Below are 15,040 nucleotides of genomic sequence, written 5' to 3' on the forward strand. Positions count from 1 at the left end.
TGTTCACTTCCTTGTCATTTGTAATGCACGGGCAAAGAAATCTGTCTGACCAAAGTTGCCGGATTTGAGAACAATACGGATGTTTTCATTGGACAGTGGTGCCATGATCGGCACACCCGGCGCGATGCTTTCCCCAATTTCAAAGCAATGATAGCCCAATTTTTTCGCAACGGCACTGGAGGTTTCCCCACCAGCGACGATGATTCTTGTATATCCGTTTGCAACGGCACGTTCCGCAACGGCAGCAGTCAGACCTTCCAGCAGAGCAGCAATTTTGTCTTTGCCGACTTTCTGGATTTCTGCCACGTTTTCTGCCTGATCGGAGCTGTAGAGCAGCACTTCTTCGTCAGCGTGTGTTTTTACAAAATCCCATACAGTGTCTACGGTTTCTGTACCAGACAATACAGCCATGGGATCGATTTTATAAGAAGCATATCCTTTTGTCTGGAAATCTGCGATCTGTTCCAGTGTGGCTTTGGAGCAGCTGCCAGCCAAAACGATGCCTTTGCCGTCTACACTGTTTTCCATGCTGTCTTTGGCAGTCTGTGCCTGCTGATATTTTGCAGCCAGAGGTACCAGAATACCGCTGCCGCCTGTCAGAACAGTCAGGTCACCGAAAACTTCAGCGATTTTGGTGCCGTTTTCGTCGTTGACATAGTCGGGTACGATGTAGAAATGTTCTTTATCTTTGCCGAACTCATCCACAACAGCCAGAATTTCTTCTTTGCTTTTTGCCAGCAGTTCGGTGTTTACATTCAATGTCTGATATTTTCCCTGAGGGTCCATGAGTTTTGCGATTTCGGATTCCCACATGGGTGTCAGGGGATGGTTTTTCATGTGTGTTTCGCTCAGAGGCACACCGTCTACATAAAGGATACCGTTTTCCACAGTCCGTTTATTGACGGGAAGAGCGGGGCACAAAATGGTGTATTTTTCACCGAAAGCTTCCAGCATGGCATCCACTACAGGACCGATATTCCCTTCTTTTGTGGAGTCAAATGTGGAGCAGTATTTGAAATACAAATGCTGTGCGCCTTGTTCTTTCAGCCAGGTAAAAGCAGCCATGCTATCTGCTACAGCACTTTTTGTTTCCTGTGTTCTGCTTTTCAGAGCAATGACAACTGCCTGACAGGGCGGAATTTCCCCATCGGGTTTTCCGTTGAACAAAATGGTTTTCATACCTTTGCTCATAAGGAAAGAGGCAGCGTCGCTGGCGCCTGTGAAGTCATCGGCAACACAGCCGATTAAAATATCCTGTTTCATATCATCCCTCCTGTTCGATTTCTGCGACAATCTTTTTCAGCAGGTGAATAGAGCGTTCTGCGCCTTCCCGGACGTCGCCGTCAAAGGCTTCTGTGCAGATAGTACCCTGATAACCGCTGCGGATGACAGGTGTCAGCAGTTTTTTGTAATAGTCATAAAGGGCATCGGAAGGATATCTGCGTTCTGCGCCCACACGTTCCGCAATGTGGATGTGATGCACATAGGGCAGAGCATATTCCAGTTCCTGAATGTCTTCCTGTTCCATAGCCATATGGTAAATGTCGAATACGATTTTCAAATTGGGGCGGTTAATTTTTTTCACCAAATCTGCGCCTTCCCGAATTCTCAGACCAAATGCGCTTTCGGTATGATTCAGAGATTCATACATGACGATGATGCCATAAGGTGCTGCCACATCTGCAAACATGGTCATGAACGCTTCTGTTTCTTTCCATGCTTTTTCCAGATCATCGCCTTCCTGAAATTTTCTGGATTTGGGGGAGCCGATGCCGATGGCAGAAATATGTAATTGGCTGCCGCGTTTACAGAGAAGTTCTGCATAAGCTTTGGCTTTTTCCAGATCATAACCTTCCCCGGTGATAACGATGTCCGGTGTCAGTGCTGCATTGAAGCCGCAGCATTTGACACTGCCGTTTTCCAGAATGGTTTTCAGTGCATTGAATTCATCGTCTGTCATCTGGGAAATCTGGTTGCCGGGCAGTTCGATGTAATCGAAGCCCAGAGCCTGTAAAATGCTGTAATTGTCAATGGTGGTGCCACATCCGTATTTCATGACAGGACCTCCTTAAGCGTTGACTTTTTTCACTTCTACGCCTGCCAGTTTTTCGAAGTACTGAACGATGCCTGCATGGTCTTCATCAAAGTGACCTGTTACTTTCAGGTACTGCATGATTTCGAAGAGCTGGCTGGTCAGAGGCATGGGTACGTCGATGGAATGCGCAGTTGCCATAACGTTTTTGATGTCTTTGTGGTTGATGGAGATTTTGCCGCCGGGTTTGAAGTTGCGTTCGATCATCATGGGCACTTTTGCGTCCAGAATAACGCTGCCAGCCAGACCGCCGCGGATTGCCTGATATACTTTTTCAGGGTCAGCGCCTGCTTTGCTGCACAGTACAAATGCTTCGGAAACAGCTGCGATGGTCAGGTTTACGATAACCTGATTTGTCAGTTTGGTAACGGAACCGCTGCCGCTTTTGCCGATGAGCAGTGCGGAAGCGCCCATGGCGTCAAAATAGGGCTTCAGTTTTTCGAAGTCTGCTTCGTTGCCGCCTGCCATAAATGCCAGTGTACCGTCGATTGCTTTGGGTTCGCCGCCGCTGACAGGAGAGTCTACAAAGCCAATCTGCATTGCTGCCAGTTTTTCTGCGCATGTGCAGGATTCTGTAGGTGTTACAGAGCTCATGTCACATACAACAGTGCCGGGTTTCAAATAGCCTGCCAGACCGTTTTCGCCAAAGAGTACATCCTGAACGATGGCGCCGTTAGGCAGAATCATCAGAACGATGTCACATTCTTTCCCGATGGTTTCGTAATCGCCTTCTTTTGCGTCGCCAGCAACCAGTTCTGCAACGGCATCTTTGTTCAGGTCGTTTACATACAGTTCACATCCGGCTTTCAATAAGTTTTTCGCCATGGGTTTGCCCATGATGCCAAGTCCGATAAATCCAGCTTTCATAATCGCATCTCTCCTTTGTTTGTTTTGCGTTTGTTTTATCATAGAATCAAGTCGTTTTTATATACTCATTATGTTGCATACCGGTATACCGGTCAATGACGTTTTGTAATTTCTACATAATACATATAGAAAAAGGAAAATTTTTGTTCATTATTTTCTTTGTGTGTTTTGTGGGAGGAATTTCTTTGTGATGTGTCCATCCTGTGAGGTTATGATAAGGGGTGGACAATTGTCTGTATTATATGAACTGGACAAAAAACGGCTGGGTATTTTGTCATTGGTTTGAAAGCATATAAAAGATACAAAACGGCTGCGCAAGATTTTCTTTGAAAATTTATACAATTTTTGTACCAATATGTACCTGACATAATAAAATGCGTCCGTGTCATACTAACATTGCAACACCAAACAAACAGTTTTTTTGAAGGAGGTTTTTAACCATGAGCAACACATCTTCTACAAGCAACAAAGTAAACGTACCTGAGGCAAGAGCCGCTTTGGAACAGTTCAAATACGAAGTGGCAAACGAAATCGGCGTGCCTCTGAAAAAAGGTTATAACGGCGACCTGACATCCGCGCAGAACGGCTATGTAGGCGGCTATATGGTAAAAGACATATATCCCGAACAACACAGAAAGTTTTTAAGGAATTTAAGGAGTTGTCAGGGGCATAACTTTGCAGTTACATATTTTTATACCATTTCTATATAACAAGGTCTGGTTTTGCATACCGAAACTGCAGTGTGCTCCCGTAGAAGAAGGGAGAATGAAAATGAGTAAAGTGACTGCCATTGTCAATCAGAAAGGTGGCGTAGGAAAAACAACAACTTGTGGAAATCTTGGCATCAGTCTGGCAAGAGAAGGAAAAAAAGTGCTTCTCATTGATGCTGATCCGCAGGGGAGCCTGACAGTCAGTATGGGTTATCCGCAGCCGGATCAACTGGAAACTTCGCTGGCTACCATCCTTGGGAAAATCATTCAGGATGAGGAAATCGATCTACAGGAGGGAATCCTTCATCATGGGGAGGACGTAGACATCCTTCCGGGAAATATTGAACTTTCTGGCTTGGAAATTTCATTGGTGAATGTCATGAGCAGAGAGCGGATACTGAAGCAGTATGTAGATATGGTAAAAGATGCTTATGATTATATTTTGATCGATTGCATGCCTTCTTTGAGTACAATAACCATCAATGTACTTTCTTGTGCTGATAGTGTCATCATACCTGTGCAGGCAGCATATTTGCCAGTAAAAGGATTAGAACAGCTCATCAAAACCATTGGGAAAGTGAAACGACATCTCAATACGAAAATAGAGATTGCAGGTATTTTGCTCACTATGGTAGACCAGAGAACAAATTATGCAAAAGATATCATAGCCATGCTAAAAGAAGCCTACGGCAGAAAAATCAGGATTTTTGAAAGTATGATTCCAATGTCGGTAAGAGCACAGGAGGCTTCTACAAGGGGCGTAAGCATCTTTTGCTATGATTCTAAAGGAAAAGTTGCAAAGGCATATCAAATGCTGACAAAGGAGGTGCTGGAAAGTGAAGAACGGTTTGGATAAAATCAAGTTGACCAGCTATGATGATTTGTTTGGTTCGGATACCATGGAGCAAAAAGGAAAAAGTGTCATAGAGATACATATTTCAGATTTACATGAATTTCCAGACCACCCTTTTCGATTTGAGATGGATGCAGAGATGCAGGAACTGGTAGAAAGTGTAAAAAGATATGGCGTTTTGGAACCAATTTTGGTTCGACAAAGAGAACAAGGTGGATATGTGATCATATCCGGACACAAAAGAACAGCAGCCTGCAAAGAAATCGGACAAAATGTCATTCCGGCAGTTGTGACAGATTGCAATGATGATGAAGCAACTATACTGATGGTAGATTCTAATATCTATCGCAGAAATATACTGCCTAGTCAGAAAGCAAAAGCCTATCAGATGAAGTATGAAGCGTTGAAACATCAGGGGATACAAGGCGGTTTACATACATTGGAGCAGATGGGAGAAGCTTTTGGAGAAAGTGGAAAAACGGTACAAAGGTATGTCTGGCTTGCCAGATTGAATGATGACTTATTGGAAATGCTGGATCGGAAAAAAATAGGTATTGTTCCTGGTATTGCGTTATCCTTTTTGAAGAAAGAAGAACAAGAGTGGGTAACAGATATCCTGCTGGAAGAAAAAATAAAATTGCAGACCAAAGAGGCAGAACAATGTAAAGAACAGTCACAAAAAGGGTTGTTGACGCAGAATGGCGTAAAGGAAATACTATGCTGCAAGAAAGTCAAAATAGATAAACCATTTATGTTAAACGCGAACAGAATTAAGGGATATTTTCCAGATTCCTACAGTGAAGAAGTTATGGAAGAAATTATCTGTCAGCTTTTGGAGCAATGGAAACAGCAGCGAGCAGGAGGTGGTGAGGGTGGAGAAAGAGAATCAGTTTAATTATTATTATGGTATAGAGGCAGAACAATTTGCTTTTTTCCGTATACCGAAAGCACTGATACAGGAAGCTAGATTCAAAGGATTGTCAACGGATGCAAAACTGCTGTATGGTCTTATGCTGGATAGAATGTCCTTATCCATGAAAAATGGATGGCTGGATGATCAAAATCGTGTATATATCATTTATACTTTGGAGAATGTCATGGCTGATCTGCAATGCGGAAAAGATAAAGGCGTTAAAATTCTGGCGGAATTGGATACTGTAAAGGGCATTGGCTTGATTGAAAGAAAAAAAAGAGGCTTGGGAAAACCAGCCATCATATATGTAAAAAACTTTATTACTTCAAAGCCTGCATTGTCTGCTTTAGAGGGACCAACTGCGGAAAACCAGAAGTCCAAAGATGAAAATAACAGAATGCCAGAAGTCGGAAAAACAGAAGTGATTAGTACGAAAAAACAGAACTCTGAAAGTCAGGAAACCAGAAGTCTGGACTTCGGAGAAAAAGATAGTATTTATACGGAGTTAAGTGAAATTTATAAGAGTCAGAATAATCCCATCAATCCATCAAAGGTTGATGGGATTATCTGCTTTATGGAAAAAATAAAGGAGAATATTGATTATGCTTATTATATGGAGCATGGCAATGTAAGAGAAAAGGAATTGGTAGAAGAACTGTATCAGCTTATTTGCGATATTGTGTGCGTAGAAAGGGAATATGTAACCATTGGAGGTGTACCATACCCTTATGCACTGGTGAAGGAAAAGTTTTTGAAAATCCGACAACCTCATATCGAGTATGTACTGGAAAGCATGAAAAAAATGACTGCGAAGATTGGCAATATTAGAGCTTATTTATTGACTACGCTTTATTATGCACCGACAACGATCAATTTTTACTATCAACAGGAAATGCAGAAGGATTTATATGGAAATGATTGATTGTTACCTTTGGACATAATGTCCAAAAGCTAAAGATATATAAATTTAGATGACAAAGGGAACTTCTGGACATTATGTCCAGAAGTTGGGGCAGAGTGGTCGGAAGTTGAAATGTGACTTTAGGACATAATGTCCAGAAGTAAAGGGAGTGAAAATGGTATGAAACAGAAAGAAAAAGAGGACGCAACAGTATATCATAATACAGAATTGCTGTTGAAACAGTATAGAGATGTTGTTTGGAGTTTGGAAGTTTCGGTAAATCGAATCAATCGAAATTTCTATCAGGAATATGGTAGGGATATCGAAGGTTTTCTGGAATTGACCTATGAAGCAGGACTTGACTTGAACGGTACAGAGATAGAATCGCAGACAAAAACCATTGCAAGAAGCAGAAATATGCTGCGTATGATTGACTGTTCTGTAGATTTGCTGAGAACAAAGCATAAAAATGGTGAACTGTACTATTGGATCTTGTATTATACATATCTCTCACCACAGGAAATGCAGAATATTGATGAAATCGTGGATAAACTTAGGGACTATATGAAGGATATTTCAAGAAGTACCTATTTCCGCAAGAAGAATGAAGCTGTCATGCAATTAGGGAGAGTTTTATGGGGATATACTTCCAGGGAGTGTATGGAATGTACTTGTTTTTTTGAAAAAACAAATAGATAAAATTCACTATAAAAGAGCAGAATTTTGTTATGCAAAAAGCTGCTATGATACTATATATCTATTTTAAGAGAATCATAATGTTAATGAGCAAATGATTTTATGTTAAAATAAATGTTATGTGATAACACTTTATGGAACGTAAAATAGAGAATACAATACTCAAATGGAAAAATAGCAGCAAAAGAATACCCTTGATTATTAAAGGTGTACGACAAATCGGAAAAATATATACTGCTCTTATAAGCAGCAAAAATACTATAAGAATACGGTTTACTTTAATATGGGAGACTCTCAAGAGCTTGTAAGTATATTTGAGAAAGATTTTGATATAGAACGTATTATTACAGAACTGTCTATTAGGAGTGGAGAAAGCATTTTCAAAAACGAAACTTTTATTATATTTGATGAAATACAGGCATGTGAAAGAGCGTTTCTTTCATTGAAGTATTTTTTCGAAAAAGCACCTGAATAACACGTTATTACAGCAGGAAGATTATTAGAAATAGCTTTAAACAGAGAAAAATACTCTTTTCCTGCTGGCAAGGTGGATATGGTTATGATGTATCCTGTGGATTTTGAAGAATTTCTATGGGCTTTAAATCAGCGTGATTTGGCTGATACAATATTTAAAATATATATGATGGATACAAGAATTTTGTGCTCCAAGTTTTCCATACCGGCAAAAATGATTCTAACTGAAACAAATGCCTTTGATGGCTTTAAGGGGGCATTAACTGAAAGTTATGTTGCTGCTGCGTTGAAAACAAATGGGTAGGATCTTTATTACTGGGAAGCAATTGGAAAAGCAGAACTGGATTTTGTGATTCAGTCTGCGGAAGGCGATATCATACCTGTGGAGGTAAAAGTAGCTGATAATGTAAGGGCAAAAAGTCTTGGTGTATTCATAAAAAAATATGGTATTCAAAAAGCAATCAGAATATCATCCATGAATTTTGGTTTCGAGAATAATATAAAGAGTGTCCCTTTATATGCGGCATTTGCTATCAACGAATGAAGATAAAAAGTTTTTGTACTACAGTGCAAAAACTTTTTATATTTTAATCGTTTTTGTATCGTAATACAAAATCTTGTCGTATGTGCTTTATGTCATTATAATGGAGATAAGTTAACGTTCACTTTTGGACATCATGTCCAGAAGTTCCTTTCAGAAAAAACAAATCAGGATTTTGCAAGGGGATAAGGGGGCAGGACTATGGCTTTTCCAAACATAAATCGCCAGCATATTCTAGATGCTTTGCGATATATCGATGAGAACGGGATATCGTCTCACAATCAAAGTATGAAATATGATTTAATTACGGATGATGGTAAGAAGTACCCAACGAAATATGTGGTTGCTGTGGCAGATCATCTGGCAAATGGCACAGAAATCTCAACAGAGGGGGTTCATGGAACAGATGCAAGATCGTTTTTGAAGAAACATGGATTTTGCATTGAGGCGAAACAGGAAAGATACGAGTTGATCGTTACGGCAAATGATGTTTCCTCTACGGATGAGAGATTTACTATGGACGATTTGACTATGGGGGATCACTACAAACCGCTGGATGTATTTTTTCAAAAAGCTAACGGTGAGATCATCAAACGCAATTATAGAAAGGGAGAAAAAAGAAACTCCAATCAGACCATGCCCCGTTTGGCTTGCCAGATTTTTGAAAAACAAATCGTGGCTTTATCTGTAGAAGAAAAAGAAAATTTTCCAATCTGCCAATATAAACCGACCCATGGGGTGTTTCGTGGTATTTATGACAGCCTAGAAGGTTTTCGTAAACAAAAGAAGACCTTGGAATATTTGACTTATCACTATGATAATGGCAGAAAGCTCATATTTTACTGTTGGAATATTTTTTCTACACTTCTCTTTGTACAGGAATGTTTGAAACGGTTTGGGGCGGAAGTGGACCGATTTGTTCTTTCCTACCGTGAAAAAGAGACGGGTGAGATAAATCCGCCACCGCCGCCACCACTTGAAACAGAAAAATACAGAAATCCATATTCCGAAATGCTCATGGAGTCGAAAAACATCATCTTCCGTGGGGCACCGGGCACTGGAAAGTCTTACCTTGCCAGAGAAATTGCTACTGATATCATCAGCAATGGTTATTTCGATGACTATACACAGCTTTCTGGTGAACAAAGGAAACAGGTGGAGTTTGTACAGTTTCATCCGAGCTATGATTATTCCGATTTTGTAGAGGGATTGCGTCCCCAGATTCATGAAGATGGAACAATGGGATTTGCTTTGTAGGATGGTATTTTCAAAAAATTTATCCAGCGCGCCAGAAAGAATTATGAGGACTCCCAAAAATCCAAAGAAACCATAGAAAAAGAAATTTCTGCTCAGGATGCCATGGAAAATTTCTTTTCGAGTGTGGAACTGGGCGTGGATTCGTTTGAAACCATCAATGGCAGTAAGTTTTTCATCACCAGTGTGGATGAAAGGTGCATCTATTTGTCTATTCCAGGAAATGTAACGGACAGGCTCGTTTTAAATACAGATGAAATCAGAAAAATGCTGGAGTCCGGTGAGGACTTTCAAAAGGTAAAGGATATTGCGAGCTTTTTTGGAAAACAGTTTGCTTCGCAGGCATATTCCTATGATTTTGCTATTTATAAAGCAATTAAGGAAACCAAAAATAAGACATCCAGAAAAATGGCAGAACAGGAAACGTTGAAAAAGTATATTTTTATCATTGACGAAATCAATCGAGGTGAAATTTCTAAAATATTTGGAGAATTGTTCTTTGCCATCGATCCAGGATATCGTGGTCGTGCTGGGGAAGTTTCTACACAGTATGCAAATCTGCACATGAACCCAGAAGAAAAGTTCTACGTTCCAGATAATGTATATATTATCGGTACTATGAATGATATTGATAGGTCTGTGGATAGCTTTGACTTTGCTATGCGGCGTAGATTTCGTTTTATCGAACTGAAGGCGGAGAACTGTCTGGAAATGCTGTCTGCTTTGGAAAATGAAGCGTTGGAAGAAGAAGCCATTCAGCGAATGACTGCGTTGAATCAGGAAATTGTAAATGTGGAAGAACTGAATGAGAATTATCAGATTGGTCCTGCCTATTTCCTGAAATTGAAACATCTGACGTTTGACCAGCTTTGGACGGACTATCTGCAGCCTCTTTTGCAGGATTATATCCAGGGGATGTATGACGAGAGGGCAATTATGAAACGCTTTGAACAGGCATACGGTTACAAAAAGAAGGACGGCGAGGATATTGATGCAGCAGTTACGCATGAAGGATAATACACAGCGCAGAAAAGAAGACTTCGCCCCAATTCCACTACTTACAGAGAAAATCGCCAATAAGACATTGAAACAGCTGGAACAGGAGGGGGTTTTTATTTTTCCTTCCTGTGTTGCGGAAGCGGAAGACATCACTGAAGATCAGATGGTTTTGCAGCGTATCAATGATTGTTTTCGTTCCGGTAATGTTATGGGTTTTCTTGGATATGGAAAAGAACGGTTGGTGTTAGAATCCCGTTTTTCAGTATCTGGTCAGGATGCTTTTCTTCAGTATTTGTTGGAGCGTGTGTTGGATTTTCCTAATGTTGTAAATCTGGATACAGATGCGGATCAGGAAAACAAACTGTTTCATTTGCTGTTGTTTTTTTTCCACAATATCTGAAAAAAGCCATGCGAAAAGGATTATACAAAACATATATCTGTAATCGGTATAATGACAGCCATGTGAAGGGCAGGCTGGATATAGCAAGACACATAAAAGAAAATACACCCTTTACAGGAAAAATTGCATACAGTCAAAGGGAGTATGCTTATGATAATATGCTGATGGAATTGGTGCGTCATACAATAGAATTTATCCGAAAAAAAGCTTTTGGCAAAAATCTGCTGGCGAAAGTTAAGGAAGAAGTGCGGATGGTCGTAGATGCAACACCACGGTATCAGCCCCACGAAAAACGAAAAGTCATTTCTGAGAATCAGCAGCATAGGATTCAGCATGCATACTACTATGAATATCGGGCGCTGCAGCATCTTTGTCTGTTGATCTTACAACATGAAAAGCACCAGATTGGCAGCGGTTCCCGTCAGATTTATGGTATCCTGTTTGATGGTGCATGGTTATGGGAAGAATATATCCATACACTCATAGGAGATATGTTCTACCATCCCAAAAATAAAAGCAGGAAGGGCACCCAAAGATTGTTTGCAGGTAATGTAGGTTTGATTTATCCTGATTTTATCAGCAAAGACAGGGAAAACAGGGTGATTGCCGATGCGAAATACAAACCCATTGAAAATATTGGCAATCAGGATTATTTACAGCTGTTGGCTTATCTGTTTCGATTTGACGCAAAGCAAGGATATTATCTGTATCCAGAAGAGGCAGAAGGTGAGAATAAAACACTATGGCTCAATCAGGGTACTACATATGAGGATAATGTGGAGCCGAGAAAAGATGTTATGGTGGTCAAGTGTGGGCTGAAAATTCCAGCAAATGAAGAGAATTATGAAGGGTTTGTGAGACAAATTGGGCTTTATGAACAGGAATTTTGTCAGGTGCTTTTTTCTATAGAGCCAAAACCATATACGCATATGGAAAGATAGCTTCTGGACATTATGTCCAGAAGTATTTCTGAAATGAAATTGGCACTACTTTGACACTTAATTGATACTGCCCTGACATTTACACGATATTTCTTATATGATAAGATACCAATATGGAAGTCTATCCAAACAACAAAATATATTTTTTATTCAAAGGTATTTGATTGTAAAAATCAGATGCCTTTTTTATATTCCATTTACAGGAGGTCAAAACATGAAAAAAGAGAAGAAGAAAAGATTTTCCATTGCTCAGGCAGGCTATCTACTTTTTTGCAGTAGTACCATGATGCTTTATATGGCGGAGCCTGTTTTTGCGGCAACTGTATGGGAAAAGGCTACGGAAATCATGAAAGATGTATATGGTCAAATCGTAGCCATATCCACCATAGCAGCGGTAGTAACGGCTGCGATAGCGCTTTTGATGATGAACTTTTCCAGAAGTGGCAGGACAGTGGACGAGTTCAGAGCCTGGTTAAAGCGTATCATCATTACATGGGCAATCATCAATGGTCTTGGGTTTATCATGGCTTATATCACACCATTTTTTGAAGGCGGTCAATGGAAGGCATAAGCAAAGACTAACTATTAAAAGTCAAGTCTCAAATAAAAGTTTTTGAATGAAATGCAGAAATGCACTTCAGATATATTTGTGGACTATAGTCAATAAAATAGACATGATTTTAAATATTTTTGGGGGGAACGGCTAGATTCCTTGCCGATCCCAGAATGTTGCTTCCATTTTATCTGGCGTCAAGTAGCCTAAAGAACTATGCGGTCTGCGAGAGTTATAGAAGCCTTCGATATATTGGAAGGCAGAGTGGTATAGATCACGATAGGTACGAAAATTACGCCTGTTGGTTTCTTCTTTTTTGAGATATTTGAAGAAACTTTCGCAGCAGGCGTTATCAAAAGGATATCCCTTTTTCGAGAAGGACTGGACAACATTCAGTTATCAAGCAGTTTTCGAAATGCAAATGCTGTGCACTGTGATCCTCTATCAGAGTGAAACATCAGTCCAGCTGGACAATTTCTGGAATGATATGCTTTCTGAAAGGTCTGGATGACCAGATTCGCATTGGGTTTGGATGATATATTCTAGGAGATAATTTTTCTGGAAAAAAGAACCATAATGATACAAAGGTAATACCACTTACCTCCGGCTTTGAGATATGTAAAATCACTTGTCCAGACTAAGTTGGGAGCTTTTTGATGAAAGTCTTGATGCAGGTAATCAGCATAACAACCAGACGACTCTTTTGGGCGAGAAATGGATTTTGGTTTTATTTTGGACATAGGTGGAAGGTGCATGGAACGTATCAGGTGGTACACTCGACCGACGCTGATGTAAATGCCATAGTCACGACCTAAGATATATGTGATTTTATAAGCACCGATGCGTTTATTGTAGTCAGAGTAAGTGAATCATTTGTTTGATGTTCTGATTCTCAATGGTTCTGGAAGAAGGCAGAGATTAAAAATGTTTGTAATAAGTGCTGCGGTTTACGTTGAGTACACGACAGAGGGTTTTGATATTGTGCTGGAATCGAAGCTTATGAATTGCTTCTAATTGTTGTTTGAGTGTGGCGTTAAGATGTTTAGGATGAGGTATTCTTCTTCGAGCTATGCATTTCTTTTCTGGAGTTCCTGAATCTGTTTAGCAGTCAGAATTTCATCATTAGATGTTACAACAGTGGAGTATTGCTTGAGCCATCTGGAAAGAGCAGTTTGAGAAACACCATACTCTTTGATCAGAGAAGCTTGTATTTTACCATTATGATAGAGCTTAACAAGAGTTCATTTGAAGTCCTCATTATAATAATTTTTTTTAGCCATAAAGATACCTCCTTTTGGTGTCTAGTATTATGGTACATCTATTTATAAATCATGTCCACTTATTTAATATAGATCCAAATTATTACTATCAGCAGAAAGTGCAGAAAGATATGTACGGAAAGGGCTAGGCATAACTTCTGGACATAATGTCCAAAAGCATAGGAAATATGAAAAGTAAAAAGAATAAAGATATATTTGTACTATAATTAATACAATTTACGTTGACACAATAAAACAATATATTACAATATAATTAAATATAATACAAAGTGATATTCTAAAAAGTGCAGAGTGTTTGTATAAAGGAGGAGTAAACGTATGAAAAAAATAAAATACTATGTTTTTCTCTTGGTAATTGCTTTCATATTTAATTCATGTAATTATGCTGAAAATGCTCAGAGTATTCCTATGGACAGTATTTCAAAGTATTATGATTATTTCGAAAATAATTATTATATATCTCTATTAATGAATAATCAGAATGAAGGAGAAGATTTTTCAGAAGAACAAATGATTGCTTTTGCGATAAGCCATTATTCGTCAACGAATGAGGATTATGATATGCAAAATGGTGTTCCAATCAATAGTATAGATGATATTGTAAGACAATACTTTAATAAGGAAGTATCAAATTATGAAAATAATTTGACGGTACTTTTAGATAATGGAAATGTGGCATCAAGGGGATTTTCTCCTTATCCTTATTCTTATATTTTAAAAGAAATAACAAAAAATAAAGATGGAAGTAAAACAGCAATTTTTTATGCTGTTGATAAAACAATAATGGAAAATATGACGGAAAAAGAATATAAAGAAAAGTTGTTTGCTGGTGATTTCCGGGATTTTGGAACAGTTGAACTTGTAGAATTCCAGTTTGTTGAAAAAATTGATGTGGATGGAGATTATTATCTTCAATTTTTGTCCTCCCAAATGCTTGGACAAGAAACAGGTCAAAGGGATGTTTTTCATATCGTTTAGTAATTGCTTGAGACTGGTATATGGTTTTCTGTTTTTTAGAGATATCTATATTAAAGAGTAGTAAAAGAAATTATTTATATTAAAATAATTGGGAATGCCCTATGAAAAGTAAAAAAAGATAATTGGAAAATCTATTATATCTATTAAGATAGGATAAACAAAAAACAGGTAATTTATTAAGTAATCAAATTAGATATTTTAAAGGCATCTGGTTGCGAATGAACAGGTCCAGTAAAAACGGACAATGACAAAAAGCCCCCTTATGTAGGATAATAGAACTACATAAGGGGGTCTCGCTATGTCCGGAAAAAAGGAATGAAAAAGTATCCAGCGGGGATACGAGAGGAAGTTGTATCACGAATCAGAGCAGGAGAAAGTCAGCGTGCTTTAAGTCAAGAGTATGGGATTAGTCGATGGGCAATTCACTGCTGGCTAAAAGAATCTGTCCTTCCAAAGACACGAGGGCGCAAACCTGCAAAAACACTGGCAGAATACAAGTATGAGAACAAACGACTAAAGATGGAAAATGAGCTATTGCGGGATTTTCTGCACTCCACAGAAAGGAAGTGAGACCAAGGGCAAAATATT

At 39.1% G+C, this 15,040-nt stretch carries 19 protein-coding genes; 15 read left to right on the plus strand and 4 right to left on the minus strand.

The features are described 5' to 3' along the window. Window positions 1–3: 3 nt before the first annotated feature. Genes otnK through garR form a run of 3 tightly spaced genes read right to left on the minus strand, consistent with a single transcriptional unit; the run spans window position 4 to window position 2,959 of the window. Window positions 4–1,263, minus strand: a complete 1,260-nt coding sequence (gene otnK, locus BUB35_RS09175) for a 3-oxo-tetronate kinase (RefSeq protein ID WP_072851093.1) — start codon at window positions 1,261–1,263, stop codon at window positions 4–6. 1 nt (window position 1,264) lies between these two features. Then, window positions 1,265–2,056, minus strand: a complete 792-nt coding sequence (locus BUB35_RS09180; protein WP_072851095.1) for a sugar phosphate isomerase/epimerase family protein — start codon at window positions 2,054–2,056, stop codon at window positions 1,265–1,267. A gap of 12 nt (window positions 2,057–2,068) precedes the next feature. Beyond that, a complete protein-coding gene (garR, locus tag BUB35_RS09185) occupies window positions 2,069–2,959 on the minus strand; it encodes a 2-hydroxy-3-oxopropionate reductase (protein ID WP_072851097.1) in 891 nt (296 codons plus the stop codon). 440 nt (window positions 2,960–3,399) lie between these two features. Here garR and BUB35_RS09190 point away from each other — a divergent pair, with 440 nt between their 5' ends. From BUB35_RS09190 to BUB35_RS09240, 13 genes are all read left to right on the plus strand, one after another. After that, window positions 3,400–3,669, plus strand: coding sequence for an alpha/beta-type small acid-soluble spore protein (locus tag BUB35_RS09190; RefSeq protein ID WP_072851099.1), 270 nt, complete (start codon window positions 3,400–3,402; stop codon window positions 3,667–3,669). Between the two features lie 61 nt (window positions 3,670–3,730). Further along, window positions 3,731–4,525, plus strand: a complete 795-nt coding sequence (locus tag BUB35_RS09195; protein WP_072851101.1) for a ParA family protein — start codon at window positions 3,731–3,733, stop codon at window positions 4,523–4,525. Window positions 4,526–4,568: 43 nt separating this feature from the next. Next, entirely contained in the window at window positions 4,569–5,417 is an 849-nt protein-coding gene (locus tag BUB35_RS09200) for a ParB/RepB/Spo0J family partition protein (RefSeq protein ID WP_084730637.1), read from the plus strand. Next, window positions 5,395–6,357 (plus strand): replication initiator protein A, encoded by a 963-nt coding sequence (locus BUB35_RS09205; RefSeq protein ID WP_072851105.1) that lies wholly within the window; start codon window positions 5,395–5,397, stop codon window positions 6,355–6,357. The genes BUB35_RS09200 and BUB35_RS09205 overlap by 23 nt, the downstream gene beginning before the upstream one ends. Before the next feature lie 159 nt (window positions 6,358–6,516). Next, on the plus strand, window positions 6,517–7,035 hold the full coding sequence (locus BUB35_RS09210; RefSeq protein WP_072851107.1) for a hypothetical protein: 519 nt from the start codon (window positions 6,517–6,519) through the stop codon (window positions 7,033–7,035). Between the two features lie 280 nt (window positions 7,036–7,315). Beyond that, on the plus strand, window positions 7,316–7,507 hold the full coding sequence (locus BUB35_RS20270) for a hypothetical protein (protein ID WP_072851109.1): 192 nt from the start codon (window positions 7,316–7,318) through the stop codon (window positions 7,505–7,507). Between the two features lie 84 nt (window positions 7,508–7,591). Further along, window positions 7,592–7,810, plus strand: coding sequence for a hypothetical protein (locus BUB35_RS19600; protein WP_072851111.1), 219 nt, complete (start codon window positions 7,592–7,594; stop codon window positions 7,808–7,810). A 45-nt stretch (window positions 7,811–7,855) separates the two neighbouring features. Then, the gene (locus BUB35_RS19605; protein WP_072851112.1) at window positions 7,856–8,050 is read left to right on the plus strand and encodes a hypothetical protein; all 195 of its coding nucleotides are present in this window, start codon (window positions 7,856–7,858) and stop codon (window positions 8,048–8,050) included. Between the two features lie 198 nt (window positions 8,051–8,248). Next, complete coding sequence (locus BUB35_RS19610) at window positions 8,249–9,304, plus strand: ScoMcrA-related endonuclease (RefSeq protein WP_242949227.1); 1,056 nt, start codon at window positions 8,249–8,251, stop codon at window positions 9,302–9,304. 102 nt (window positions 9,305–9,406) lie between these two features. Beyond that, entirely contained in the window at window positions 9,407–10,318 is a 912-nt protein-coding gene (locus tag BUB35_RS19615) for an AAA family ATPase (protein WP_242949228.1), read from the plus strand. Next, window positions 10,293–10,700, plus strand: a complete 408-nt coding sequence (locus BUB35_RS19620; RefSeq protein ID WP_242949229.1) for a hypothetical protein — start codon at window positions 10,293–10,295, stop codon at window positions 10,698–10,700. Before BUB35_RS19615 ends, BUB35_RS19620 begins: the two co-directional genes overlap by 26 nt. A gap of 8 nt (window positions 10,701–10,708) precedes the next feature. Further along, window positions 10,709–11,641: an McrC family protein gene (locus BUB35_RS09235; RefSeq protein ID WP_242949230.1), complete on the plus strand. Its 933-nt coding sequence runs from the start codon at window positions 10,709–10,711 to the stop codon at window positions 11,639–11,641. 283 nt (window positions 11,642–11,924) lie between these two features. Next, on the plus strand, window positions 11,925–12,212 hold the full coding sequence (locus BUB35_RS09240) for a hypothetical protein (RefSeq protein WP_072851120.1): 288 nt from the start codon (window positions 11,925–11,927) through the stop codon (window positions 12,210–12,212). Window positions 12,213–12,344: 132 nt separating this feature from the next. Here BUB35_RS09240 and BUB35_RS20110 read toward each other — a convergent pair whose 3' ends face one another. Then, entirely contained in the window at window positions 12,345–12,590 is a 246-nt protein-coding gene (locus BUB35_RS20110; RefSeq protein ID WP_084730638.1) for an integrase core domain-containing protein, read from the minus strand. Window positions 12,591–13,792: 1,202 nt separating this feature from the next. On the opposite strand from BUB35_RS20110, the gene BUB35_RS09255 reads away from it, so the two are divergent. Both BUB35_RS09255 and BUB35_RS09260 read left to right on the plus strand, forming a co-directional pair. Continuing rightward, window positions 13,793–14,452 carry a hypothetical protein gene (locus BUB35_RS09255; protein ID WP_072851114.1) on the plus strand — a complete coding sequence of 220 codons (660 nt, stop codon included), beginning with the start codon at window positions 13,793–13,795 and terminating at the stop codon, window positions 14,450–14,452. 315 nt (window positions 14,453–14,767) lie between these two features. Beyond that, a complete protein-coding gene (locus tag BUB35_RS09260) occupies window positions 14,768–15,022 on the plus strand; it encodes a hypothetical protein (protein ID WP_072851116.1) in 255 nt (84 codons plus the stop codon). The last annotated feature ends 18 nt before the right edge of the window (window positions 15,023–15,040 follow it).

The sequence above is a fragment of the Anaerotignum lactatifermentans DSM 14214 genome (assembly GCF_900142265.1).
In the GTDB taxonomy this organism is placed as follows: domain Bacteria; phylum Bacillota; class Clostridia; order Lachnospirales; family Anaerotignaceae; genus Anaerotignum; species Anaerotignum lactatifermentans.

Excerpts from the sequence above, each read along its gene's own strand:
- BUB35_RS09240 (WP_072851120.1), top strand. The coding sequence starts at position 11,925 with ATGATGCTTTATATGGCGGAGCCTGTTTTTGCGGCAACTGTATGGGAA.
- BUB35_RS09210 (WP_072851107.1), top strand. The coding sequence starts at position 6,517 with ATGAAACAGAAAGAAAAAGAGGACGCAACAGTATATCATAATACAGAA.
- BUB35_RS09190 (WP_072851099.1), top strand. The coding sequence starts at position 3,400 with ATGAGCAACACATCTTCTACAAGCAACAAAGTAAACGTACCTGAGGCA.
- BUB35_RS19600 (WP_072851111.1), top strand. The coding sequence starts at position 7,592 with ATGATGTATCCTGTGGATTTTGAAGAATTTCTATGGGCTTTAAATCAG.
- BUB35_RS19615 (WP_242949228.1), top strand. The coding sequence starts at position 9,407 with ATGGAAAATTTCTTTTCGAGTGTGGAACTGGGCGTGGATTCGTTTGAA.
- BUB35_RS09255 (WP_072851114.1), top strand. The coding sequence starts at position 13,793 with ATGAAAAAAATAAAATACTATGTTTTTCTCTTGGTAATTGCTTTCATA.
- BUB35_RS09200 (WP_084730637.1), top strand. The coding sequence starts at position 4,569 with ATGGAGCAAAAAGGAAAAAGTGTCATAGAGATACATATTTCAGATTTA.
- BUB35_RS09260 (WP_072851116.1), top strand. The coding sequence starts at position 14,768 with ATGAAAAAGTATCCAGCGGGGATACGAGAGGAAGTTGTATCACGAATC.
- garR (WP_072851097.1), bottom strand. The coding sequence starts at position 2,959 with ATGAAAGCTGGATTTATCGGACTTGGCATCATGGGCAAACCCATGGCG.
- BUB35_RS09235 (WP_242949230.1), top strand. The coding sequence starts at position 10,709 with ATGCGAAAAGGATTATACAAAACATATATCTGTAATCGGTATAATGAC.
- BUB35_RS19610 (WP_242949227.1), top strand. The coding sequence starts at position 8,249 with ATGGCTTTTCCAAACATAAATCGCCAGCATATTCTAGATGCTTTGCGA.
- BUB35_RS09195 (WP_072851101.1), top strand. The coding sequence starts at position 3,731 with ATGAGTAAAGTGACTGCCATTGTCAATCAGAAAGGTGGCGTAGGAAAA.
- BUB35_RS20270 (WP_072851109.1), top strand. The coding sequence starts at position 7,316 with ATGGGAGACTCTCAAGAGCTTGTAAGTATATTTGAGAAAGATTTTGAT.
- BUB35_RS19620 (WP_242949229.1), top strand. The coding sequence starts at position 10,293 with ATGCAGCAGTTACGCATGAAGGATAATACACAGCGCAGAAAAGAAGAC.
- BUB35_RS09180 (WP_072851095.1), bottom strand. The coding sequence starts at position 2,056 with ATGAAATACGGATGTGGCACCACCATTGACAATTACAGCATTTTACAG.
- otnK (WP_072851093.1), bottom strand. The coding sequence starts at position 1,263 with ATGAAACAGGATATTTTAATCGGCTGTGTTGCCGATGACTTCACAGGC.